This is a genomic window from Micromonospora sp. CA-111912, from assembly GCF_050948415.1.
Taxonomy (GTDB): domain Bacteria; phylum Actinomycetota; class Actinomycetes; order Mycobacteriales; family Micromonosporaceae; genus Micromonospora.
The window spans coordinates 1999150-2023567 of sequence record NZ_CP192007.1 but is presented as its reverse complement, the minus strand read 5'-3'; the positions used below and the strand labels follow the sequence as shown (position 1 = coordinate 2023567).

General features: G+C 68.8%; 22 protein-coding genes. 7 read left to right on the top strand and 15 right to left on the bottom strand.

All coding sequences use genetic code 11. The annotated features are described in order from the left end of the window. Positions 1-269 precede the first annotated feature (269 nt). The gene (locus tag ACQPZO_RS09230) at positions 270-968 is read left to right on the top strand and encodes a Crp/Fnr family transcriptional regulator (RefSeq protein WP_433348782.1); all 699 of its coding nucleotides are present in this window, start codon (positions 270-272) and stop codon (positions 966-968) included. Positions 969-1016: 48 nt separating this feature from the next. On the opposite strand, the gene ACQPZO_RS09225 is transcribed toward ACQPZO_RS09230, so the two are convergent. The 8 genes from ACQPZO_RS09225 to ACQPZO_RS09190 form a co-directional block, all read right to left on the bottom strand. After that, on the bottom strand, positions 1017-2600 hold the full coding sequence (locus ACQPZO_RS09225; RefSeq protein ID WP_433350904.1) for a mucoidy inhibitor MuiA family protein: 1584 nt from the start codon (positions 2598-2600) through the stop codon (positions 1017-1019). Between the two features lie 5 nt (positions 2601-2605). Beyond that, a complete protein-coding gene (locus tag ACQPZO_RS09220; protein WP_433348780.1) occupies positions 2606-3169 on the bottom strand; it encodes a GNAT family N-acetyltransferase in 564 nt (187 codons plus the stop codon). 194 nt (positions 3170-3363) lie between these two features. Next, on the bottom strand, positions 3364-4113 hold the full coding sequence (locus tag ACQPZO_RS09215) for a sugar isomerase domain-containing protein (RefSeq protein ID WP_433348778.1): 750 nt from the start codon (positions 4111-4113) through the stop codon (positions 3364-3366). After that, a complete protein-coding gene (locus tag ACQPZO_RS09210) occupies positions 4106-5290 on the bottom strand; it encodes a hypothetical protein (RefSeq protein WP_433348776.1) in 1185 nt (394 codons plus the stop codon). The genes ACQPZO_RS09215 and ACQPZO_RS09210 overlap by 8 nt, the downstream gene beginning before the upstream one ends. 47 nt (positions 5291-5337) lie before the next feature. Further along, positions 5338-6273, bottom strand: coding sequence for an N-acetylglucosamine kinase (locus ACQPZO_RS09205; protein WP_433348774.1), 936 nt, complete (start codon positions 6271-6273; stop codon positions 5338-5340). Beyond that, complete coding sequence (locus ACQPZO_RS09200) at positions 6270-7166, bottom strand: carbohydrate ABC transporter permease (RefSeq protein ID WP_433348772.1); 897 nt, start codon at positions 7164-7166, stop codon at positions 6270-6272. Before ACQPZO_RS09200 ends, ACQPZO_RS09205 begins: the two co-directional genes overlap by 4 nt. Beyond that, complete coding sequence (locus ACQPZO_RS09195) at positions 7167-7991, bottom strand: carbohydrate ABC transporter permease (RefSeq protein WP_433348770.1); 825 nt, start codon at positions 7989-7991, stop codon at positions 7167-7169. A 104-nt stretch (positions 7992-8095) separates the two neighbouring features. Then, the gene (locus tag ACQPZO_RS09190; RefSeq protein WP_433348768.1) at positions 8096-9358 is read right to left on the bottom strand and encodes an ABC transporter substrate-binding protein; all 1263 of its coding nucleotides are present in this window, start codon (positions 9356-9358) and stop codon (positions 8096-8098) included. Positions 9359-9534: 176 nt separating this feature from the next. Here ACQPZO_RS09190 and ACQPZO_RS09185 point away from each other — a divergent pair, with 176 nt between their 5' ends. Continuing rightward, a complete protein-coding gene (locus ACQPZO_RS09185; RefSeq protein ID WP_433348766.1) occupies positions 9535-10308 on the top strand; it encodes a GntR family transcriptional regulator in 774 nt (257 codons plus the stop codon). A gap of 20 nt (positions 10309-10328) precedes the next feature. On the opposite strand, the gene ACQPZO_RS09180 is transcribed toward ACQPZO_RS09185, so the two are convergent. Continuing rightward, positions 10329-13574 carry a beta-N-acetylglucosaminidase domain-containing protein gene (locus ACQPZO_RS09180; RefSeq protein ID WP_433348764.1) on the bottom strand — a complete coding sequence of 1082 codons (3246 nt, stop codon included), beginning with the start codon at positions 13572-13574 and terminating at the stop codon, positions 10329-10331. A 517-nt stretch (positions 13575-14091) separates the two neighbouring features. On the opposite strand from ACQPZO_RS09180, the gene ACQPZO_RS09175 reads away from it, so the two are divergent. Continuing rightward, on the top strand, positions 14092-14271 hold the full coding sequence (locus tag ACQPZO_RS09175) for a hypothetical protein (RefSeq protein ID WP_433348762.1): 180 nt from the start codon (positions 14092-14094) through the stop codon (positions 14269-14271). A gap of 63 nt (positions 14272-14334) precedes the next feature. Here ACQPZO_RS09175 and ACQPZO_RS09170 read toward each other — a convergent pair whose 3' ends face one another. The 4 genes from ACQPZO_RS09170 to ACQPZO_RS09155 form a co-directional block, all read right to left on the bottom strand. Then, a complete protein-coding gene (locus ACQPZO_RS09170) occupies positions 14335-14574 on the bottom strand; it encodes a hypothetical protein (RefSeq protein ID WP_433348760.1) in 240 nt (79 codons plus the stop codon). A 2-nt stretch (positions 14575-14576) separates the two neighbouring features. Next, on the bottom strand, positions 14577-15779 hold the full coding sequence (locus ACQPZO_RS09165) for a helix-turn-helix domain-containing protein (RefSeq protein WP_433348758.1): 1203 nt from the start codon (positions 15777-15779) through the stop codon (positions 14577-14579). Beyond that, entirely contained in the window at positions 15766-15930 is a 165-nt protein-coding gene (locus tag ACQPZO_RS09160) for a hypothetical protein (RefSeq protein ID WP_433348756.1), read from the bottom strand. Before ACQPZO_RS09160 ends, ACQPZO_RS09165 begins: the two co-directional genes overlap by 14 nt. Before the next feature lie 185 nt (positions 15931-16115). After that, on the bottom strand, positions 16116-17321 hold the full coding sequence (locus ACQPZO_RS09155) for a helix-turn-helix domain-containing protein (RefSeq protein ID WP_433350902.1): 1206 nt from the start codon (positions 17319-17321) through the stop codon (positions 16116-16118). Between the two features lie 518 nt (positions 17322-17839). On the opposite strand from ACQPZO_RS09155, the gene ACQPZO_RS09150 reads away from it, so the two are divergent. The 3 genes from ACQPZO_RS09150 to ACQPZO_RS09140 all read left to right on the top strand — a co-directional run bounded on the left by ACQPZO_RS09150 (position 17840) and on the right by ACQPZO_RS09140 (position 19587). Further along, positions 17840-18223, top strand: a complete 384-nt coding sequence (locus ACQPZO_RS09150; protein ID WP_433348754.1) for a PadR family transcriptional regulator — start codon at positions 17840-17842, stop codon at positions 18221-18223. 2 nt (positions 18224-18225) lie between these two features. After that, positions 18226-18843: a hypothetical protein gene (locus ACQPZO_RS09145; RefSeq protein WP_433348752.1), complete on the top strand. Its 618-nt coding sequence runs from the start codon at positions 18226-18228 to the stop codon at positions 18841-18843. A gap of 399 nt (positions 18844-19242) precedes the next feature. Next, entirely contained in the window at positions 19243-19587 is a 345-nt protein-coding gene (locus tag ACQPZO_RS09140; protein WP_433348750.1) for a pentapeptide repeat-containing protein, read from the top strand. 156 nt (positions 19588-19743) lie between these two features. Here ACQPZO_RS09140 and ACQPZO_RS09135 read toward each other — a convergent pair whose 3' ends face one another. Both ACQPZO_RS09135 and ACQPZO_RS09130 read right to left on the bottom strand, forming a co-directional pair. After that, on the bottom strand, positions 19744-21114 hold the full coding sequence (locus ACQPZO_RS09135) for a trypsin-like serine protease (protein ID WP_433348748.1): 1371 nt from the start codon (positions 21112-21114) through the stop codon (positions 19744-19746). 655 nt (positions 21115-21769) lie between these two features. Further along, a complete protein-coding gene (locus tag ACQPZO_RS09130) occupies positions 21770-22252 on the bottom strand; it encodes a HalD/BesD family halogenase (RefSeq protein ID WP_433348746.1) in 483 nt (160 codons plus the stop codon). 287 nt (positions 22253-22539) lie between these two features. Here ACQPZO_RS09130 and ACQPZO_RS09125 point away from each other — a divergent pair, with 287 nt between their 5' ends. Next, positions 22540-22884, top strand: a complete 345-nt coding sequence (locus tag ACQPZO_RS09125) for a hypothetical protein (protein WP_433348744.1) — start codon at positions 22540-22542, stop codon at positions 22882-22884. The last annotated feature ends 1534 nt before the right edge of the window (positions 22885-24418 follow it).

The window sequence follows — 24418 nt, the reverse complement described above, 5'->3', positions numbered from 1 at the left end:
CCACACCAGCCCGCGTCGTCACCCGCCCTCATCTGACGGACGGCCGGGCGCACGGGCGCAGACAGCCGGCCCGCCGGTCCTCGGGCTGTCCCGGGACCGGCGGGCTGACGTGCGACAGGCTGTCAGCGGCAGGACTGCCCTAGGTGTGACTCCACGTCCCCTCCCCTCGACGTGCCGGACTGTCCGATGCGGGTATTGCATCCCTGTCCGGCGAGCGGTATTCCGGGAAAGGACGGGATCTCTCCCGCCATGCCTCAGGAGGACATCGCATGTCTGCCGCACCGCCGGACGACGACGCCGCCTGGTCCGCCGGGTCGTTCATGGACCAGGTCGCCTCCGCCACGCGCCGGGAACTGCTGGCCCTCGGCATCACCCGCACGGTGTCCGCCGGCCGGCGCCTGCTGACCGAGGGGGCGCGGGACACCCACGTCGAGGTGATCCGGCGCGGCTTCGTCAAGGTCACCGCAGCCGTGGACGGGACGGAGCGGCTGCTGGCGATCCGCCTGCCCGGCGACCTCGTCGGCGAGTTGGCGGCCATCACCGGGCATGGCCGCACCGCGACCGCGACCGCGTGCGGCGACGTGGTGTCCACTGTCATCAGGCAGGCGGACTTCCTCGCCTACCTGGGCGGCCACCCCACGGTGGCCGCCCAGGTCACGGCCACCGTGGGCGAGCGGCTGCGGTGGGCGAACACCCGCCGGGTGGACTTCGCCGCCTACCCGGTGCACGTCAGGCTCGCCCGGGTGCTCGCCGACATCGCGGCGCACTGCGGACGGACCGACGACGACGAACTCGTCATCGGGGTCGAGCTGAGCCACACCGAACTCGCGACCCTGGTCGGAGCGGCGACGGACACGACCCAGCGCGCGTTGCGGACCCTGCGGGCGAAGAGACTGATCCGCACCGGGTACCGCCGGATCGCGGTCCTCGACCTGACGGCCCTCCGCGCGCTCGCCGCCCCCCGATGAGCAGCCCTCCGATGAGCAGCCGACGAGAAGGGCCCCTTTCCTACCCGGTCACTCCCGCCAGCCGGCCAGTTCGACCCCCTTGGCGAGTTCGACCCGGAAGCCCATGGTGATCTCGCCGCTCTCCCCCGGCGCGAGCCGCAGCCGCCAGGTCAGCTCGCCCAGCTCGGTACGCTCGGCCGGCGGCGGGGTGAGGGTGGGTTCCCGCACGACAACGGCCTCGTCGCGGGACACCGGCAGCTGGTCGCGCACCTCCACGCTCGCCGGCCGGGGCGTGTGGTTGGCCACGCTGATCCGGTACTCCACGTCCCGCCGCCGGGTCGACCCGAGCGTGGCCCGGGTGTCGGCACGCCGGCCCAGTTTCCGTTCCACCCGTACCCGGTCGTCCACCCCGAGCGCGAGTTCGGTCTCCTCACCGGGCGCCCACATCGGCAGCCGGGTGGCCGCGACGAAGTCGGCACCATGGAAGACCGCTGCCGCGCCGGGGAGCAGCGTGTGTGTCGAGGTGTTGCGTACCGTCGCACGCAGGTGCGCCTCGGCCGCGCGGACCGGCACGGTCACATGGTCCAGCCGGGCCGGCAGGTCCAGTACGGCGATGGTGGCCCGGTAGGCGCTGCCGTCCGCCGGCACCGCGACCGGGCGGGCCGGCCGGTAGGTGGCTGCGGTGACCCCCTGCTCGACCACGGCGACGCTCTCCTGCACCTTGGGGCGCGACGGGCCGGACCGGGCCGCACCGCCCATGGTGGGCGGCGGACCGCCGGGCGGCGGGGGTGCCGGCGGCGCGCCGTAGCTCGCCGCAGGCTTGGGCATCTGCGGCGGCACCGGCCGGACCCGGTCGAGATACCAGGGCGACAGTTCGGGTACGCCGGCCGCCGCCGCCGGGCGGGCGGTCGAGAGCTGGAGTACGCACTCCGGCCAGTCCTCGCCGGTGTCCTGGCTGACCAGGCCGAACCAGGTGACGTTCATGGTGTCGTCGACCAGCCGCAGGTCGTAGGAGGGCTGCCACCGGGCCCCGTCGACCAGGTAGGTCAGCTCCAGGTCCAGCTCGGCGTCGTCGGCGTCCACCGACACGGTCACCTCGGCGGCCAGCCGGTCCGGCTTCCGCTTGCCGTTCGCGGCGTTCAACTGCCGCTCGACGGCCGCCAGTTCCTCGGTCAGGTCGGTACGCCGCCGGGCCAGCCCGCGCCGGCGGCCCTGGGAGTCGGCGAGCTGGCCGGCCATCGAGTCGGCGAAGGTGGCCACGTCGGTGGGGCCGGCGTCGCCGGAGGCCAGCGCGCGGGCGTACGTGCCGCCGGCCCGCTCGGCCAGCCGGGCGAGGAACTGCCCCCGCTGCTCCTCGATCTCGTACGTGTCGTTGGCCTCGGCCAGCTCGTCGGCCAGTTCCCGGCGCCGCTGCTCCAGTTCGCGGACCTGCCCGTCGACGCTGCGCGCCTGCCGCCACGTCGTCACGTCCACACCGAGCACGGTGGCCGCGCCCCGGCCACCGACCCGTAGCGAGTCCCGCCGCAGGCCCAGCGGCAACGGTGCGATACGTACCCGGTGCTCACCGGCGGCCAGCCGGGTGCTGCCCCGGCGGGTGACCCGGGCCCGGTCCGGGTAGACGGTGACACCGACGATGGGTGCTTCGATCTCCATTGCCTTCACGGCGGTGAGGGTAGTCGGACCGTGCTCGTAACCCCAGCGCCCTCGGTGGCGAGCAACCCGAGAATGACCTGATCGGCGAAGTCCCCATTCACCCAAGCCGCACGGCGCAGGGTGCCTTCGGCCACGAACCCTGCCTGGGTGGCTGCTCGTATCATCGCGGCGTTGTCGGCCAGCGTCTCGATCTGCAACCGATGCAGGCCGCGCACCACGAGACCGTAGTGGCACAGCACCCGGATGACGTCGGTGCCCAGCCCACGGCCGCGGAAGGCCGGCCTCAGCGAGATTCCGATGTGCGCCATCCTGTTGTGCAGGTCGATGCCCCACAACAGCGCCTCGCCTGCCAGTTCGTCATCGGCGAGCTGCACCACCGAGAAGCACGCGGCATCGTCGGTGGGGTCGGAGACCGTGTATGGCGACGCGGCTGAGCCGGGTGCGATCGGACGCCATGGTCGGGAGTCGGCCTTCGACCGGGTCGCGACGTCGTCGTAGAGCTCGGACTGCAGGACGGGAACGTCGGTTTCGTGTCGGGCCCGCAGCCCGATCTTGTCGCCACGTAGCATGCCGTGTTCCTACCCGACGCGACCTGTCGCGATCAACCTGGTTGTTCGCCGGACCCGGCCTGGGCAGCGGTGGGTTCCTGTTCGGGCGCCGGACGCCGGGCGGCGTCCATGGTTGCCGCGATGGGTGCGGCGTCGCGAACGACATTCCGCACCACACCACGGCCACCTACGCGATCTCGTTGACCTCCGCGCAGTCAGGGTTCGATGGGGCGGACCCGACCGTGGTACCGCTCCAGGAGGTCGGCGTTGCGCGCGTCGCCCGAGGCGAGATTCGCGGATGTGTATACCGGCGGGTTGATGCCGCGCTCCAGCAGGCGGCGGCAGACCAGTTCGGTGAGGAGCTGTGCGATGAGCACCCCGGTGAACGACGAGATCGCCCCGATCCGAACCTCGGGGGTGATCTCCAGTGCCGCGTCCCCGGCCGGGGCATGGTTGTCGATCACCACATCGGCCAGGTCGGCGAGATGCGCTCCCTGGGTCGTACGTGCCCCGGCGGAGCGGGTGTGTGCGAGTGAGGTGACGGCGATGATCGGATGCGCGCGCTCACGGGCCAGCGCCGCCATCTCGGTCACGGCGGCGTTGATGCCGGAGTTGGAAACGATCAGGAAGACGTCCTGCGGGGCGGGCTTGGCGAGCTCGTAGATCCGCTCGGCCAGGCCGGACTCGCGCTCGTACGTCGGGTCGAGGATCGGTCCCGGGTCGGCGCCGCCGAACATCACGAGATCCTTGACCGCCAGCATGCCGACGGGGACGAGACCACCGGCGCGCGCCGCGAGTTCGAGGGTGACGATCCGCGAATGGCCGGTCCCGAACGTCTGCAGGACACCACCGGCGGCGATCGCGTCGGCAACGATCGTGGCCGCCGACTCGATCGCACCGAGTTGGGTGGCGAGGATCTGTTCGAGTGCGCCCCGGGCGATGTTGGCGTAGGCGGGTTCAGGCACTGTTCCTCCTGGAACGGTCACGGTCGCGGGCGGCCTCTACGGCGGCCTCGACGGCAGCTTCGACGAGGATCTCGCCGCTGCCGGCGCTGACCGGGCTGGCATAGGTTTCGTAGCAGGGTGGTGTGTCGCGGGCGGGCAGGTAGCCGAGGTAGCCGTTCGTGTAGCCGAGGATGACGACGTCGGAAACCTGGTCCCCTGCCCCGGAGCGGATCGCTTCGCCCAGTTCCAGGAACATCTCGCCGGGCACGCCGACGATCGTGACCCCGTCGAGGTGTACCGCCGCGATCTCGGCCACATATGGTTCGGTGCGCCGGCGGGCGGCCTGCTCCTGCGCGATCCGCAGCCCCTGTTGCAGGACCAGACGGATCCGACCGTCTCCGACCTGCGGGGTCGGGCGGGCGGACGCGTCGAGCTCCGCCGGCTGTTTGGGCCGTAGTCGGACGTTCCGCGAGACCGGTGGCCGTACCGGTGCCGCTGGGTGGTGGCCGACAGGTGGCGACGGCTCCACGCGGCCGGCTACCAGGGTGCCGAGCCGGTCCACTTCGGGTCGCCCGGATCCCTGGCGGGTGTGCCGGGTACTGATGTCGCCGGCGGCGCCGGTGGCGACGACCACCCATCGGTCAGGTGCGGACAGTGCTCGGCGAATGCCGCCACTGAGGTCCGCGCTCACCTGGTTGTTGTCGGCGGGAAGGACGGTCGGGTGGACCGGGGAGATCACTATCAGGCCGACCACGTCGGTGCCCGCGGTGACCGCGATGGTGTCGACGGGGATGTCCATCGCCGGCGGGTCCGCGAGGTTACGGCGACCCGCGAGCCCGGAAACCAGGGTGCGGGTGGCGCCGAGCCGGGCTGCCCGCTCGGCTGCCATGGCGTGGCGCGCGGCCGCGAGTGACGCGGCCACGAGCCGCTCGCCGACGGGCCGTGGCGTGACCCCACCGCCGGGGAAACAGCCCGACTCGGGGCTCGCGTGCGTGTGCGTGGCGGCAACCCAGCAGGAGGACACCCCGATGCCCCGCATGGCGGTCCGGATCCGATCGACGACGTCGACGTTCACGCAGACCAGGTCCGCGACCACCAGCGCGAACCGGTGGCCGTCGTCGGCGAAGGTCACCACGTGGACCTCGATCGGGTCGAGCACGCCCTGTACGCCCTGGGATCGGTCGACGTATCCACCCATGGGTTCTCCGGGCACGACCGCGAAGCGGGCCGTCCCGTGTCCGACCCTCACGCGTCCCCGCCCGGGTTCTGGTCCGCCAGCAGGCGGGCGTAGGGACCGGTGCCGCGCAGTAGCGCGGGGCCGCCCTCGAGCGGCTCGGCCTTGGGGCTGACCAGCGGCAGCCCTCTGGCGTCGAGTTCTGCGGACAGTGCCCGATGCAGGACGTTCCCCTGGGCCAGTAGCCGTCCGCTGTACGACACCCGGCGTTCCGCTTCGCTCAGGCGGAGTCGGGTGGTCGCCGCCTCCGCCGCGTCAGCGAGATCGGTGGCGGCCGTGGCACAGATGCGGCCCGCCACCGGGTCGGCGTGGGCGGCCGCGTCGAGGACGTCGAGAGCGAAGGCCGCCGTGCGGGGGATCATGGCGGGGTCCCGGTAGTACCGCTGGAGCGCCGCCAGGTCGGTGCCCCCGAGCGCCGCGCCGAGGCGGTCGGCCAGCGTGGTTTCCGGCCCGACCCGGTCGTACGACGCCGTCGCGGCGCGCATCCCGGCCAGCCCGACGGCGAACGCGCTGCCGCGGTCGCCGAGGTGTGGGCCCCACCCGTCGAGCCGGGCGTAGTTGCCGTCTGCGGCCACCGCCAGAACCGTTGTCCCGGTTCCGACGCACAGGACCACGCCGGCACCGTCGAGGGCGCCGGCGTGGGCGAGGACGCTGTCCTCCACGACCGCGGCGGGACCGCCGAGGAGCCTCGTGATGGCGAGGGCGAGGCGTCGACGCGCGGCGTGGTCACCCGGTACGCCGGTCAGACCGGCAAGCACACCTGCCACCTGGGTGGGCAGCGAGATGGTGTCCGCAGCGCCGCGGATGGCGTCCAGGATCCGGGCGACGCCGTCCTCGCCTGGCTGGTAGACGAAGCCGGGCCCGATCCCGAGCTGGCGACCGGCTGGGGTGCTCAGCAGCATCCGGAGCTGCGATTTCCCGCCGTCGATGGTCACGGTAGCTGTCATCGTGACATCCCAGCGGTCAGGCCGGCGACGATCTGCTTGGTCGCCAGTGCGAACACCACTGCCAGCGGGACCAGGGCGATCACGAGCCCGGCGAACAGGGTGCCGCGATCGGCGGCGAACTCACCGAAGAACCGGGTCAGCCCGACGGGGATGGTGTATTTGTCGCCGCTGCGCATCAGGACCAGCGGATAGAAGAAGTCGTTCCAGGTCGGCGCGAACTGGAAGACCGTGACCACCGCGAGTGCCGGACGCATCAGTGGCAGCACGATAGAGACGAACAGGCGTCCCTCGTGTGCTCCGTCGATCCTCGCGGCCTCCTCCAGTTCCCCGGGCAACCCCCGCATGAACCCCATGATCACGAACACGGAGAACGGAATGCCGCCCGCCGCGTACAGCAGCACCAGCCCGATCCGGCTGTCGATCAGACCCATCGACTGGAACATGTAGAACACCGGCAGCAGGCCGAGCTTCGCGGGAATCATCAGACCCGACAGGAAGAACGCCGCCAGCAGAGCGCGTCCCCGGAATCGCCACCTGGCCAGGGCGTAGGCGGCCAGCGCCGACACGCCGACGCACAGCACCACCGAGGCGCCCGTCACGGCCAGCGAGTTGAGCAGGTACGTCGAGATCGACGCGGTCTCCCAGGCGCGGACGTAGTTGCTCACGTCGAACGAACTGGGCAGCCCGACCGGTGCGCGAAGGATCTCCGCGTTGGAACGGAACGAGCCGATCAGCACCAGCAGCAGCGGGCCGAAGGCGATGCCGGCGTACGCCCACAGAACGACCTGGATGCCGATGCCGCGGGTGAGCACACGCCGGCGGGTACCGTCCGGGCGCGCCGACCCGCCGGTGGTTTCCGGCGTCGTACGAGGGGTGGTCGTCAGGGTGTTCATCTACGTCACCTCCCGGCGGCGCAGCACCCGCTCCAGGACGACGGCGATCCCGAAGATGAACACGAAGATGAGCATGGCCAACGCCGAGGACTCTCCGATCGCGTTGCTGCCGCCCTGGAAGGCGGTCCGGTAGTAGAGCAGGCCCAGCACGTCCATGGCACCTCCGGGGCCGCCGTCGGATCCGCCCAGCGCGTAGACGAGGTCGAAGATGTTGAAGCACCCGATGAACGTCAGGACGGTGATCACCCCGACGGCCGGCATCAGGAGGGGGAACCTGACCTTCCAGAAGGCCCGGGCGGCTGAGGCGCCGTCGATGGCGGCCGCCTCCTCCAACTCGCGTGGGACACCGGCCAGGGCGGCGCCGAAGATGAGCATGGGCCCACCGATCCATTGCCAGGCGTTGACCAGGATCAGTACCGGCAGCGCGATGTCCGGCTCACCGAGCCACGGGCGTGCCCACGAGTCCAGGCCGACACCTCTGAGCACGTGGTTGATCGGGCCGAAGGTGGGGCTCAGCAGGAGCGACCAGATGTAGCCGACGATCAGCGGACTGATCAGGTAGGGAAGCGAGAAGAGCGTCTGGAACAACCGCTTTCCCCATGGGTTTCGATGCAGGAGTACGGCCAGGCCCAGCCCGATGGTGTTCTGGATCGCCATGGTGCCGACGAAGAAGAGCACGTTGTGCCCCAGCGCGGCGGCGATCTCATCGCTCAACGGATAGCGGGTGAAGATCTCCCGGTAGTTGCCGATCCCGACGAAGTCCGCCTGGCGGGTGCCCTCCCAGCGGAACAGCCCGTAGTAGAAGGCGGTGACCAGAGGTACCACGACGAAGAGGCCGTAGAGAGCGAACGCCGGTAGGCAGAATGCCGCGATCCACCCCAGTGAGGTCCGTCCTGCCTGGCGGCGTCGCCGCCGGGCAGGACGGACATTCAGTTCTTGGGCCGGAACCACTGATCGACCCCTCGCTGGACGTGTCCGGCCGCATCAGCGGCGGCACGTCGCCCGAGCAGATAGTCGGAGAAGGCCGCCGAGGCGAGATCCCAGGCCGTGGGTGACCCACCGGAGAAGTACGCGTAGGTGACGTACGGGCTCGGGTTCTCCTGGTACGCCCGCAGGGCCTGGGCCAGGAGTTCGTCCTGGGGCTGGACCTTGGGGACCGCGGAGATCTGACGCAACTCGTTGGAGTACGCCCGGCCGAACTCCTCCGACGCCATCCACCGCACCAGGTCCAGCGCGGCCTTCTGCTTGGGGGACTTCGCCGAGACCCCGAACGAACCGTCGACGTAGCCGGGAACGAGCGTCTTGTCGACCGCCGCGCCAGGCGCGGGCGGCACGTTGAAGATGCCCATCTTCAGGTCGGGGTTGGCCTTCTCGAACACGCCGAGTTCCCAGATCCCGCCCGGGAACATCGCGGCGCGGCCGGAGGTGAAGAGCGCCTGCGCGTCGGCGTAGCTCACCCCGGACGACTGCGGTGCCCAGTACTTGTTGGTGCCCTTCCAGGTCTCGAGCGACTTCACCCAGGGGCCGTCGGTGAACTTCGCCCCGCCGGTCATCATCTTGTTCAGGTAGTCGGTGCCGCCGTAGGTCGTGGCCCCGAAGATCTCGTGCTGGATCGGCAGCATCCAGGTGTCGGTGACCGTGCTGGCCAGCGGGATGACGTCGGCGCCCTTGAGCTTGTCGAACGCCGCGATCATCTCCGCCCAGGTGGTGGGGGCCTTGATGCCGTGAGCGGCGAAGAGCTTCTCGTTGTAGATCACGTGCAGGGTCTGGAGCGCGAACGGCACTCCGTAGACCTTTCCGTCGCTTTCGCCCCGGGCACCGTCGAGGACCGGCTTCGAGAAGGCTGCCAACTCTTTGATCTGATCATCGAGGGGCACCAGACCGCCGGCGGCGACCAGCGGCTGAAGCAGGCCGTAGGAACGGAGTTGTGCCACGTCCGGGCCGTTGGCGTCGGTGAGCCCTGTCTTGAGGATCGTGTCGTATTCGGTGTTCTTGTAGGGGACGTACTCCACGGTGACACCGGGGTTGGCGTCCTCATAGATCTTGAAGATCTTGTTGTACGCCGCGACATCCTCCTGCCGCCATCCCCAGACCTTCAGGTTGACGGCGTCACCGCCGTCGCCGCCGTCGTCACCGCTGCCTGGCGCGCATGCGGCGAGCGTGACGGTGAGCATCGCAGCTGCTCCCAACACGCCGTACTTCCTGGGCATCCAGTTCTCCGATCGTTGTTGTCGCCACCCCACCCCACCGGCGGAGAGCCCGACTGTAATACTGGTATAGACCGCTGGTCAACGGGTAGGCCGACGTCACCGAGAAGCGCGGCCCTGCCACGTACGATGACGTCGATCGAGCAGAAGGAGACAAACTCGTGCCGAGGACCCGACATGAGCCGAGCGACGGAGCGCTTGAGTCGTTGTTGGCGGAGCAGAACCGTGGCAAGGGCAGGCACATCACCGACGTGCTCACCGCCCTGGTCCTGAGCTCACGAGATGGCGCCCTGCTCCCCTCCGAGCGGGTGCTCGCCGAGCGGTTCGGAGTGGCCCGGATGACCGTCCGGGGCTCCATCGACGCGCTGGAGACGAAGGGAATGGTCCGGCGGGTCCCTGGACGCGGCACCTTTGTGCAGCATCCGACCCTGACGCACTCGGAGATATTCCGCTCGTTCAGCGAGGACATGCGAATGCGCGGTATGACGCCGGGCGCCAAGAGCTACCGCGCCCGCACCCGCCCGGCCACCCGCACCGTCGCCACCAACCTCGACATCGCTCCGGGCGAGCCGACCCACTACATCGAGCGGATCCGTACCGCCGACGGGATCCCGATGGCACTGGAACGGACCAACCTCGCCACTGCGCGGTTCCCCACCCTGCTCGACGTGTTGGGGCGCGACGACTCGCTCTACGACATCCTGGGTCGCGCCTTCGGCGTACGACTCGAATCGGCACGGCAGACCGTGACCATCGCGCGGCTGACCGCCACCGAGGCGAAGCGACTCGAAGTCGCCGAGGACGACCCGGCGTTCCTGATAGAGCGCATCTCCGTCGACAACATGGGCAAGGTCGTGGAGTTCGGGCGGTCGCTCTACCGCGGGGACCGGTACGCCATCCGGATGCGCGTCAGCCCACCGCCGCAGGGCGGCTGACGCGCATCCGGAAGGTCTGGCTACCCGATTCCGGCGAAGTAGTGCTCCTGGATCTCGGTCGCCGTCAGCGCGCGGTCATAGATCGCCGCCTCGTCGAGGTCACCCTGCAGCCGCTGGGACGTGTCGTCCCCGCGACCACCGAGCTTGATGCTCGCCGTGCCGCTGCCCGGGGCCACCGTCGTCGCGACGCTGCTGTCCGCGACGCCGTCGAGGTACACGGTCAGCCGCGATCCGTCGAACACGGCAGCGGTATGGTGCCACTTGTTCGGCGTCAGCTGGGTGCGGCCGGACACGACGCCGTGTCCCTTCCCCGGAGCGCCGAGCGACCACGCCTGCAGGACACCGTTGCTCGCCCTCAACGCGAACCCGTTGACGGCCGGCCCGGTGTAGCTCTCGATGATCGCCTGTCCGGGCGCCGCGACGAGCGTGTCGAGCTTGACCCAGGCTTCCACCGTGAACGGCCCGGCCAGGTTGGTACGCGGGGCGCGCGGCGCCTCGATGTAGCCGTTCGAGAGGTCGGCCGCGCCGTTGCCGGCAAGCACGCCCTCGGCACCCGGCTCAGCGCTCTGGTAGGTCCCGTTCTGCCCGCTGGTGGAGCTGTCGACGGCGGTCCTGGAACCGGCCGCGTCGCCCAGCCTCCAGTAACCGGACGGGTTGGCCCCGGTCACGAAGTCCGGGTAGCTGCCCTCCCCCACGATGATCGTCAGCGGCAGGTTCACCGGCGCGACGCCGTCCTTCTGGAACGTAACTGTCACCTGGTGCCGGCCCCGGGCAGCGTCGGACGGGACGGTAACGGCAACCGGCACCCTCGTGACGATGGTCCGACCGTCCGGCCGCGCCTGGAGAACCTGCGTCGCCGGGGTGACGGTCCAGCCGGCCGGGCCGCTGGCGGTGACGCTCCCCTTCACCTTGCCCTCGTCGAACGCCTCGAGAGCGACCTGGAACCGCTTGGTCGCCCCGGGTGCGACGATCGCACCCGACGGTTCGACCGAGACCCGACCGCGGAGCACGTCGGAGTAGTGCGGAACGATCTCGTAGACGCGCGGCGCGACGCTACCGGCAGCCCACTGGATCCGTACCGCGCTGGCCGCGATGTCCGAGGCCCGCACCTTGGTGAATCCGTCGGCGAGCTGCCCGAGGTCCACCCAGGTGCCGTCGACGAGCGCCTGGATCATGCCGTCCGCGGGAGCGGTCGCGTCCTGCACCACGGTCACCGCCGACAGCTTGTGGGGCTTGGTGATCGGGACCGTGATCGCGTCCCCGGCCTGCGGCACGCTGGCGGCGACGTAGAGCGTGTCGTCACGCCGGTCGGTCAGACTGCCCAACGATGAACCCGATGCGGCGGCCGGTGCGCCGGAGGGTGCCCCAAGGTCCCCGTACCAGCGGTCACCGATGTAGGCGTCGCTCTGGGACGCCGCGAAGCTCAACAGCTCGTCGACCGGACCGGGGCTGATCTGGTGCCAGGTGCGGTCGAGAATGAGGCGGGCGCTCGACTGGTCCCGTCGGGCCACCCAGGCGGCTTCGCTGGCGCCCTTGTCCTGGGCCTTGAGAATACGCAGGGCCGCCCGACCTGCCTGGCCGGTCACGCCGACCCGGTCCAGCCAGGGCGCGATCTGCTTGAGCAGAACCGGGTTGTCGAGCTTCGCCCGTAGCGTGGTCGGGAGTTCCTCGAGGCGGCGCAGCTCACGGTCGACCCGGTCGAGCTGGGCGTTCACGGGTCGGCCGGCCCGGTAGTCGGCGATGAGACGGGTGATGAGCGCCGCAAACTCCGGCCGGGTGGTGGCGTCCAGGACGCTTGCCCGGTTGTTCTCGGCGAAGAGCCTCAGCTCCTCGTACGCGTCACCGCCAAGAATCTGCAGGGTGTGTGTCCAGGAGCGTTCCGCATCGTAGGCCACCGGGTTCCAGGCGTAGTCGGCCTGGGTGCCGAGGGCGATCTGCGAGGCGTCCTGGAAACCGACGAGCTCGTTGAACGAGATGCCGATCGTCTTGTCCGCCATGCCGGCGTCGCGGTTCTTCAGCGGGCCCAGCAGCAGCCGGTTGGTGGCGTAGTCGTTGACCGGGTAGTTGTCCCAGAGCATGATCCGGTGCCGCGACCACACGCCCTGGGCAGCCTGGAGGTCCGCCTCGGTGATACTCGGCGAGACCACCGCCGGCCCCGTCCAGTACAGGTCGACCTCGGTGCTCAGCAGCTCGTCGAAGCGCTCCGTGTACGGGGTCTTCGTCATGCCCCAGTACTCCGTCGGCACGGCCACCATGCGGCTGGCGCCGGGGTGCTTCTCGATGAACTCCTTCTGCATGAAGTTGGTGACCTCGGCCTGGGCTACCGCGAGCGGTGACCGGTCTCCACGGTAGGCGTCCCGGTCCTCCTGGCAGGCGAAGTTGCCCGACACGTCGTCCCAGGCGATGACGTAGCTTCGGACACCGATCTCCCACATCTGCTCGAAGCGTGCCAGCAGCTTGGCCCGATCGGCTTCGCGCACGTGACAGATCCCCTTGCTGGGCGCCATCGGCGCCTCCGGCGAGATCCGGTACACGAAGTCGACATGGCGCGCCTTCGCCAGGTCGGCGATCTCCTTCAGCCGGGCCAGTTCCGCCGCCTCGTACAACGAGCTCCAGTTGGAACCGGTGCGCAGGTCGTCGGCCGGTCCGTAGAAGAACTGGTTCATCTTGTGCCGCGCCAGGAACTCGATCTGCGAGCGCCGGTCCTCCTGCGACCAGACCGGTCCGTAGAAGGACTCCATACCGCCACGGACCTGGTACCCCGGCCAGTCGCGGACCTGCACGCCGTCGACGGTTACCCGGGAGCCCTTCTTTGCGAGCAGTTGGCGCAGCGACTGGACCGCGTAGAAGGTGCCGGTGCCGTCCACACCGGAGAGCACGATCCGCGACCGACCACGGTTATCGTGACCAGCCGCCAACACGTACCCCTGACCGGGCAGCGACTCCGGACCCACGACGTTGAGGGCGCGTAGCGCATCGGTGCTCGCCAGCGTCTCGCGCGGCCCGCCCAGGATGATCATCGGTGCGCGTGTCGCCAGGTCACTCTGGCGCACGATCCGGGCGGTGACGCCGTGTGCGGAGAGCAACTCCACGAGCGTTGTCTGCGCTGCCGGGTCGGCAGCCTCGCCCGCGACAACATCGATGTTGTCGGGCAGCGCCACGGATCCCGGACGCGAGTCGATCTGCTGCGGCACCGGCAGGATTCGAGCCGTATGGCTGGCCTCCGGTCGCCCGGCGCTGGCAGGCAGGGGGGCCAGCACGCCCACGGAAAGCGTGACCGATGCGGCTAATGCGACAGCGCGGCGACAACCGCGAGATGAGCGTAGAAGGAACACGCGACCTCCACTTTGTTGGTTCAGGGTCGGTAGCTGTTGCCGGCGCGCGCCGGCTCGGAGCGCGATGGTGTGGCATGCAGGGGCTGACCGGCACAAGATCCGCCGGCCGTCGGGTCAGCATGGGAGCCGATCGGGCCGTCGGGGCCGGAGCCCGGGTCGGGGTCTGTGGATTGGTCTATGCCAGTAACGAGAATCCATGCTGCCCCTGGCTACGTCAAGACCCAACCGGCCAGGTTGAGGCCGCCGAGGCAACATCTCGGACCTGGCGGGAACCTCGCGCATCACCCGATTTTCGCTGATCAGAGGCATCATGTCGGGCTAGCCGCCGGGTTGTTCATACTGGTCTAGCCCTGATGCCATCTGTCTGGCAGGGCGGGCCGGGTTCGTGACCGTTAGCGGCCGGCCCGGAACGCCCCGCCCAACCGCGTAGCTGGCGACGTCTGGCCTCGTGGGCAGCGGGTTCGGGATCCTCGCGGCGCGCATCGTCATCGGCGGCTGCGGCTGCGGCTGCGGCTGCGGCTGGAACGTCCGCCGCAGGGTGCGCAGCACTGAGCGGCGCGAGATCGTGGAGCGGCTCGCCGAGCTGACCGGCGCGGTGAGTGACCTGTGCATGCAGCTCGCGGCGTAGCGGGGACGCCGCGCCTTCGGTGTGAACTCTCGGCAAGACGGTCGGATCGGGTGTCGTCCGAGATCATCCGTCCTGCTGGGGGTCGTCCCGGTCGGGTGCGGTCGGCTCGGTTGCTGTACTCCACAGCTGTACTTCCTTGGCTGCGCGGAGCACGTCACGGGCCGCGGTGGCCACCGAGCAGTCTGCTGCCCGGCAGATCGGACAGCGGCCGTCGGGTCGGGGTTGATGGTCGCGGAGGACCCAGCGGGCGGTGAGGGTCAGCCGGTTGCGGATCTGGGCCAGGGACAGGAACGGTGCGGTCATGGTCAGGTCACCCCGAGCGCGGCGGCGAGTTGGATGATCGTGGCCGGGGCGTGCGGGTCACGGGCTACCTGGGCGAGCACCGATCGGGCGGCGGGGCGCTGGCGTACCTCGGCCGGTGCCGTACGGTCGGCCTCGACCATGACCCGACCGGCGCTGGTCGGGTCCCCGGCCTGGAGATAGGCGCAGGCGGCGTCGAGCAGGTGCGCGGCGCGGTGTTCGGCGGGCAGCCACCGCCATCCGTCCCGGTTGGTGGTCTTCTCGTGCCAGGCAACCGCGTCGCCGGCGTTGCCCAGGTCGAGGGCTGCGGCGACCCGGGCCAGGTCGACGGTTGTCGGCCCGAACGCGGTGTGGTGGTGGTCGTGGCCGTCACCGACGCGGGCGGCCATGGCGGCAGCCTCGTCGATGAGATCAGCGGTGGTGTGGTCGTCGCCGTGGCGGGCCGCCGCCAGGGCGGCCTGAACGAGCAGCGTCCCACACAGCGACAGCTCCGGTACTTCCGCGTCGTCGGGGTCAGCCGGGGCGATCCGGTACGCGGCGGCCAGCGCCGTCGACAAGGCGGCCCGCGCTCGCCCCGTCACCCGGAGCACCTGGCAAAGTTGCACGGTGGCGGTGGCCACCAGCACCGGCTCACCGGTCGCGGTGGCCATGGCCCGGTCGGCGGCCAGCCAGGCCAGCTCGGCCTCGCCGAGCTTCACCAGCAGCGACGCGGTCACCCGGTACGCCTCGACCAGCACCGAGCGGCCCGATCCCGGCTCGTCGGCGTGGGCGCGTTGCGCGCCGGCCAACAGTTCCGGGATCATCGCGGTCACCTGCGGGTACCGGGCGTGCTGGAAGGTGATCCACGCATGCGTGACTTCCCGCGCCAGCCGATCCGCCGGCAACACCTGACAGCGCGCCGCCGACCGGCCCACCGCGATGTCGTACGTCGACAGGGCCTCCCGGACACGCTCGACGCCCTCGACCCGCCCGGTCACGTCGGCGGGCCGGGTGTCCCGACCGAGCAGCACCGCCGTGTCGATGCGCAGCACGGCGGCGATGTCCTGGAGGATCGACATCTTGTCCAGCGACCGGACACCCCGCTCGACCTTGTCGACCCAGCTCTTGGACTTGCCGAGCCGGTCGGCGAACACCTGCTGGGAGAGCTTGCGCCGTCCCCGCCAGTACGCGACCCGCCGACCGACCGGCAACAGGTTACTGCTGTCCACGACGCCACCGCCGGTCCGGCACCGCCCTGGTCGTCTCCTCGGCCGGTATCCGTTCCTTCTCGGCCAGCGCCAGGATCCGTCGTTTGGCGGCTTCCCGTTCCGCCTGCTGGATCTGCTCGCCTCTGCCCTCGACCGAACCGCTGTCGCTCATCCCACCTCCGCTGGTAGGGGCGCGGCGGCGTGCTCTTGGAAGGACCGACACCGCCGCGCCCGGCTATGAGCGGGTCGCGGCCATCTGGTGTGTTCGCGCCAATCCCGCCCTCGAGCACAGCATTGAGCGATCGGGCGGTTACTCAAAGGTGTTGGGTGTCCGCTGGTCGGGTCGGCTGTCCGCTGTCAGCCGACGGGCCGGTACGCCTGGTACACCTCGCGCAGCACCGACGCCCCTGCCGCGTCGGTCTGCTCAACCCGCCGGAGCACCTCGCGCGCCCGCCACCAGTTCGACGACGCCACCCGCCCGGAACGGATCGCCTCAGCGGCGACCGCGCCAGCCTCGTCAGGCTGGCCGGCGGCCACCAACGCCAACGCCAGATCCAGGCGGGCAGAAGCGGACCGCCGTGGCCGGTCACCCCCATCACCGCGCGGGTCCAACTCCGCCAACGCCACCCGGGCCACCTGCTCGGCGGCCGGGTCACCCGCCCACGACAGCGTCGTCGCCGTGTACGCCAGCGCCTTCGTCGGGTCGTACCGGTAATGGTGCTCAGCCCGCTCCGGCACGGGCAGGTTCGCGGTCAACCGCTCCAGGCGGTCCAGCGCGCCACGGGTCCGCCGCACGTCACCCACCCGCGCCCACCCCCGCGCCTCCTGAGCCGTCGCCTGAATGTGCGCCGAGCTTCCCCGAGGTGCCACCCGCTGGGCCTGCTGAGACAGACCGATCGCCTGCCGGTGCTCACCCTGGGTGAGTCGATCCCACGCCCGGGTCTCCAGGCACCACGCCCGGATCTCCGAATGCTCGGCATGATCGGCAAGCGTGGCAGCGGCGACCAGGTGCGCGCCGGCGGCGGAACGCTGCTGAAGATCGACGTGCACCGTCGCACGCAGCACGGACAACCAGCCGCCCGCAACGACCAGACGCCGCCGCTGCGCCAGAGTCCCCCGACCATCCAGCAGCCGGCCCACATACGCCAAGTGCTTCCGCACCATCGGAAGCAGATCCACCGGCCGGGTGGTCGCGTACGCGCTGGCCAGATCGTCGACGCTCGCCTCGATCCGGGTCAGCGTCTCGGCGCTCACATCACTGGCACGCACCCGCGCAAGCAGATCATCGGCTTCAGCGTCATGATCGACAGGCCGACCAACGAGCCGCGCGAGCACACCTCCAGCCTGAAGAACCCCATCAAGATGCCGAGCCGTCTCGGGCGTCGGAGCCTTCGCACCCGTCTCCAGATCATGCAGGTGACTCTTCCCCCGATGCGCGAGCTGCCCGAGCGCCCGCAGAGACAAACCCCGGCCGGCACGCAGAACCCGCAACTGAGCCCCGAACCGCGGATCGACATGCGACACAACAACGCTCCCAGCGCAGGAAGGACGAACCCGCCCCAGCTCTCGCCAGCGGACAACCACTACCGACGGTACATCGAGCGTCGATAGAACGTAACGACCGCCACTGCCTGCCGGACCTAGCAGGGAACATCCTCCGACGAGGATTGGAATCCCGCCGGGGAGTATGCGGTCCGAAGCTGTCGGCCGCTGTCAACTGGTGACGGTTCCCGTCGAGAAGCAAAGTGCCGGACGTGGTTGTTTCACGTTCGAGGTCGACCCATGCCGATGTTCGCGCTGCCTTCTTGCTACCTCGCTGCCCGACCCCTCGCTTGTAAGAACTGCGCGCCTCGTCCGCGTGAGTCCCGCGTCCTCGCCGGTCTTGGCCGACCATCCATGCGAGGCCGACCTTGGTCGCCTTCGTCTCGGCCCGCTGCTGTCAGCAGCTAATCACGCTGGCCGTGCTGCACTGGCCCGATCACGTCTCGCCACAACTCCCGCATCACCAGCTAGTCCATAGAATCGCGAAACCCCAGCGCGCTATTTGACCACACCTACTACCTGGCACTACTATGCGACGCATGATACCTCCCGACGAGGCAGCGGGCTCGGAGGCTGACCGCCAAACTCAACTGCTGCGTGGCGCCCTCGACATGTGCATGCTCGCGTTGCTGGCGAAGGAACCGGCCCATGGCTACGAGTTGGTACGCCGACTCAACGCCGCTGGACTGGAAGCGGTCGGATACGGCACGGTCTACCCCCTGCTCACCCGCATGCGCCGGCTCGGACTCGTCGTCGACAAGGTCGAGGACAGCCCCACCGGTCCACCACGAAAGGTGTACGCAATCACCCAAGAGGGTCAGGGCAGGCTGACCGCGTGGACGCGGCAGTGGACAAGGTTCACCGACACGATCAACGCCACGATCGCCGACGTGGAGCCCTCCGCGTCAACCGACAGGAGGTAGGCATGCAGAACGTGGACGACGTCATCGCCGTCGCAGAACACGAGTGGCGATCCATGGGCATCGCGCAGCGGGATCGCACGGCTCTAGCCAATGACCTACGTGAGGAACTGGAGGCAGCAGTCGCCGACGGGGTCACACCCGAGCAGCTGCTGGGAGACTCCGACATTCGAGCATTCGCCCGAAACATCGCCACCGAGGCTGGCACGAGCCGGCTACCGTACGACACCAAGCGGCTCCTACTCACCGCACTCGCCGGAGCGACGCCGGGCCTGGCTCTCGCGTGGGTGTTCCTGTGGTGGCTGCCAAACGCGCCATACGTAGGCGCGGTAGTCGCATTCGTCGGCGCGCTCCTCACCGTAAAGATCCGGATGAGTGACATCGCGGCAATCGGCCGAACCGTTTGGACTATGGCTTTGCTACTGCCCATCGCCGGCATCCTGATCACTCCAGTGACGATGAGCTTCGCCTGGGCAACCGGCTACAGCACGGCGTTGCCCGTCGTGTTCTTCGAGGTTGCGATCGTCGCTGGCGCGTTGAGCGCGGCCACTCTACTGGCACGCCGGTGGGCGCTCGCGCCGGCACTCGGAGCCCATCGGCTTGTCACGTCCAAAGGACGCTAGAGACGGCGCAGCTCCCTACCAGGCTTGTCAGCGCGCATCGGGCACGCCCACACACCGCCCGCTGTTGTGCCCTTCCCTGCGCCGCGCTGCTCAGGCGCGGCGCGCCCGGCTGCCGGCGACGAACCTCCACCACTCCCCGCTATCCCGTCTGCGGCGACCCCAGGGGCCCCGCTCTCCGCGCCAGCCGCCGGGCATCAGGCGTGACGGCCGTGGAACGACAGTGGCCGGCGCGCGCCCGGGCGGTGGCGCGTGCGGGCCATTCGGGGCCGCCTTGATAGACGTACTAGAAAGTCCTCCACACAGGCCGGCGGCCGGCTGCCCTGCGCCGCATGATGCGTCGCATGTGAGCGCGTAGAAAGCCGGTGTTCCGGCAACGGGCGATCGGGCTACGGTTCGCGGATGAGTATCCTGCCCGGCGCGACGAGGCAGTCGTTCGTGGGTCGCGATCTTCGGCATCGCACCCTCGATAGGCACTCCTTCAAGTTTTGTGATTTCCGTGGTGCCGACCTCCGGGGTGCGTCTCTCCGGGGTTCCAGCTTTGCTGGCTGCGATCTGCGGGATGCCGACCTGCGCGACGCGGATCTGTCCTACGCGCAGTTCAGCTACGTTAGGACTCACGATCCGGAGTACGGACGCACGGACGTCACCGGGGCCCGGTGGGATGGGGCCAACCTTCGAGGCGTCACCACCGAGCGCGTCATTGGGTGGCCGGACGGCCTCTCAGAGGGCGCATCCAATCGATAGATGCGCCCTCTGGTCGCGGCTGGGGGTCTAACTGAGTGGCTATCGATCAGCGTCGAAACGCGGTTCCATGGCGACCGCGCCGTGCAAGAGCACCGCCCGCACTAGCAAGCCGGCGCCGGGCCGCGTGACGGCGGGCTGCCGCTGGCTTACGTGGTGCTAGGGCGTGGAGGGTGTGGCGACCCGCAGGCCTGAAATATTGTTGACCGCACTGGCGACCACGGACATGCCGCCGCCGGATTGGCACGGGACGTAGTAGTTATAACCCCGGGCTTCGGAGATCACTGGGGCGAAAAAGCTACCCAGGGTGTTTTCACCCCAGCTGACGATTCCTGCGGCCAGGACCGAGCTCCCACCGTTCGTCCAGTTGTAGATTGGACCGCCGCTGTCGCCATGGCATGCCGTGACGGTACCAGGGGTCTTGGGATGGTACGCGATGGTGTAAACACACCGTCCCTCCGGGGGCCATCCCGAACAATCCTTGTTTTGCCCGTCGGAGATCAGGTTGCAATTGACTGCTGTGATTCCGTGCACGCAGTAGTTGCCACCCTCTGGCACCCCATCGGCTCTGTAGCCGGAGACGGTGATCACACCGTCGGTGGGGTTGTTGCCGATGTAGATGTACGGCTGGTTGCTCTTGCTGGTGCCGAGCCGGACAACACCCAGGTCGTAGGCCGCAGTCCTGTCGTACAACTCGTGAACGAAGTCACTGGTACCCATGGCCGAGCCGACGCCGTTAGAGACCGGGACGCCGTCCAGGAAATCAAAGCAGTGTGCGGCACTCAGGGTGAAGCGCCTCGACGGGTCCCCGGAGGCGTACATGCTGAAACCGCTCGTGCAGGCGCCGCCGTTGATCGATAGCATCGCTCCACCCCAGTAGGGGCTGGTGTCGGCAGCGCGAGTTTGGAATTCCGGATTGTTGGCACGTCCAGCGGACACCGTGATGGGAATGCCGGTCCGGCTACGGGTGGCGGAGATGCGCTGCAGGAGAGCCAATTCGCCGGCCTTGGCAGCTTTTGCGCCGCGCGCGACGGCTGGCAGGTCATCGACGATGACTGTCAGCCCGGATCCGTCGGTCGCTAGCTTCACGGTGACCGGCTCGCCGTAGAGCTCTGAGGTCGGCATGACTTCGTCTGCCGCCCGCATGAGCTGCTGACGGGAGTATCGGGCCGACTTGATCACCAGTTTGACGCCGCTGATGGCGGCCTGTGAGCGCAGGTGGCTCAGCTCGTTTGGAACCTGGCCCGCCCAGTAGAGCACCAGGGTGCGGTTCGGCGTGTCAACCTTCGAGCCGGCGATGTGTGCGTCATACACGTCTGCGGTCAGCTCGTGGACACGCTGGCTGAGCGTGAGGATCGGTTCTTGCGCCAGCTGGTCGGCTCGGTCGGCGGGCGACAGTATTTCGATCCCTACGATGGGCGGCGTGCCGTTCTTTGACGTGTCGTCTGTCGGTGGCGCGGCCTGAGCGGCTGGTGCCATCGTGATGGCGAGGAGGGTCGCGGCGACCGCCGCGAAGGCTCGTCTGTTCATCTACCGTCCGTCCCATGTGGCGGGCTTTCCCGGCCTGAGCGCGGTTCACGTCTGCATGACCGCAGGCATACGGTAGAACAAGCGGCGCTGTCGCGGTGCCCCACAGGCATCGATTGACGTCTACTAGCTTGATCGAGCATCGCGATTGAGCGGTACGTCGACCAGTGTCATTCGGCATCAGTCAGCCATGACTCCTCCTGCATGAGGTCGACGACTTCCGGCGTAGAGCCTGCACAACGGACGGTACGGGTGGTCACACTTCGCGGCCAGCCCAACACCGCACGCATGTCGCCAGGTCAGACCATCCAGCCCCCCGCCCTCCGGATGCACCGACCTCTCGCTTGTGAGTTTCTGGGCGCTCCGTCCGGGCACGTCCGCGTACGTTGCTGACGTCCGGCGCTGATCCATAGCGCTCCATCGCCGGCCCCTGACGTCCGGCCCGGTTGCTGTCACCGTGGCTGTCGACAGCAACAGGGCCGCTGGTTCGCCCCTCGGTGACTGCTTGACCCCCAGGCAACCAACACGGGGCTTTGGCCTGCCGCTTCACGGGCGTTGAACTGCTGGAACCGTCCATCAGTATCCCTGCTCGTCCGCTGGCGTCCGTCCCGATCGTCGCCCAGTTAGTCGCCCCCGGGCGAGTTGCAAGATCCTTGCATCAGTCGTCCTCGGTGACTGTGAAGGGCGCGTAGCCCTCCCTCATCTCCGTCACGTCAAGGTCGCTGAAAATGAGAGTGATGGCGTGAGCATTCATCTTGAAGCGGACCTCGTGAAAGGGAATGCCGATCTTGTCAGCCCACGACCGGGCACGCTCGGAGTCTGCCACCACCTCCGCACCTGGGTAGAGCGGCTGCCAGCGCACTGCCCACACGAAGCCGTCCAGGTCTGGACCGATCTCCCGGTCGGTCAGTCGCTCGTCGAGCGAGCAACGCCAGGTATCGGGACTCACCGCCGTCTGCACCTCGGCTGCGACGCAGTACTTGAAGAGGTAGCGGAGGTGGACGGGTGGGATGCCGGTACGCGGGTCTGCGGTGACGTAGACGATGACTTCGTAATCGCGGATGTAGTCGGTGTACCCGTGATGCACGATCGCGCCGTCGAAGATGTCATCCAACGCCTGGCTGAGCTGCGCGATCTCCATGCCCCGTTCTACCACCCGCCGGAACACTTCCCCGGCGGGGACGATCGAGCACTGTCAGCTTGGGAATCGGATTGATCTACACCATGAGTAGCCATGCCGGCCGGTCCACGGTCACGGACCGTTCAGGTTGAGGCTGTCGATGTGCCGCTGCTAACCCGTGTTGACCGCTGGATCGGGCACGTATCGGGCACGAGGTGGTGCCCGACTGCTTGGCGCACCTAACCGGCGGCCCTACGCTCGGCCCTACCCTTCGGTTCTGGTGGACTGACGGCTTCTGGAGGTAGAGCATGTTCTTCAAAGCCATCATTGTGGTGCTGGTGACTATTGTAGGGTTGGCTGCAATAATCTGGGCTGCCAACTGGCCCTTCAACACCCCGTGGGTGAAAGAGCTCGGTCCCGAAGAACGTCGGATTAACGCCGCGCACAATCGGCGTCATCACCGCCGTGCGGCACGCATGATATTGCCAATTTTTGCCATCGGGTTCGGAATTACATCGGTGAGCCTTCTGTCAGGCCCGAAAAGTGATCCGTTCGCGGCGGTAATCATGGGCGTCTGTTCGGTTGTGTGCGCCGGCGTGTTTGGTGCGCTGATCAAGAGGGGGCGCAGGCGGCGGTCTTCGACACGGCGATGAACTCCTTTGGTCCTGAGCAGCACCTCACGCTTGTCCATCCTGGAGCGACCAGCTTGCCATCCCGTCTGCCATCGACCCACCCTGCTGGGGAACGGGCCGCCGCCCGGCCCGCCACGTCAAGACGGCCTTGACGGCGGGTTCGGACGCTGGCGGGTCGGGCGGTGGTCTGCTCAGCTTGCCCGGGTCGATGGCGGGCGGGATGGCCTACCGCAACCACCCACGGACCGCGACCCGCCGACGGAGCCCCGGCCATCCTGGAGCCGGAGCGCCCCCGCCGGAGGCGCAGTAACCGTAACTCCGCGACCGCCGCCGGGCATCAGGCGTGACGGCCGCAGAGCGACAGCGGCCGGCGCGCGCCCTGGCGGCGGCGCGTGCGGCCCGTCAAGGGCCCCCTTGATAGACGTACAGAAAGTCCTCCCACACCGGCCGGCAGCCGGTCGGATCGGCTCGATGCCGGATTCACGGCGGGTTGACGTGTCGGTACCCGGTGCTACTCTGGCGCTCGTTGAGCACGCCAGCGCGGCTTTCCTGTCGGATTGCTGGACTCGATGTCGGAGATGTTGAGCGGCCTTCCTGCCGCTGATGCGGGTCACGTCCCGCCGGCTCTCGACCGCACCGGCCGCTGTGCCGGTCTCCCGGATCCGTTGAGCGGCCCCGCACGGCCTTTCCGCCGTCCACGATGGCCCGGATTCGCTCATCACCACGGGTGGGCAGCCTGCGGCAACCCACCGGATGCCGATAACCAGGCTCCCACCCGTGCCGGCCCATCACCAGTCCATCAGCGCGACAGGACCACCACCCATCGGCGAGAAGTGGCATCAGCAGCTATCCGACCTCTGGCGTCAGCCGCCCCCTCGGCGGTGCCAGGAGACACGACGTGCCTCGGCGACTCACTTGGCCGCTGACGCCGTTGCTGTACCGCCGTCAACAACGCTCATGGTCACTACACCTAGCGCCCGACATCGGCAGAATGGACAGTCAGCCGGAGCGACTTCCGCAGAACCGGCGGCTACACGATGATCTCTGCATGACGGTCTTCTCCTGTATCCGCTGCAGAACCTTTGTTACCAATGACCTGGACGAGGTGCAGTTCGCGGAGTTGCCGGAGCCGGTCGCGCCGTCTGATCTACAACCTGGCGCACCCTGTCCAGCATGGGTGCCAAGCGGGAAGTTCGCGGTCGCCGTCGACCCGTTCGGGCCGCCCTACGTATGGAGCGAGGACGAGGGACTTCTGGTCTCCGCAGGACCGCGAAACACTGTCCTGATCAGCCCAGACGACCTGCTCGTGCACCGCCTGCACCCCGACGACAAACGCCGTAGCGGCTGCTGCGGCCCCGCCGGTCGAGACGGCCCCAACTTGGTGTGCAACTGCGGAGCAGAGCTCGCGACCGAATCGTCTGACTGCTGGACGACCCAGGTCGTGCGGTTGCAGCCGCTCGCCGTGGTTCGGACCGAGGGAGGAGCCTAGAACCCCTAATGCCGGAAGCCGAGCAGAGATCACCCGCAATCGGGCATATCCGGCCTCTGACCAGCG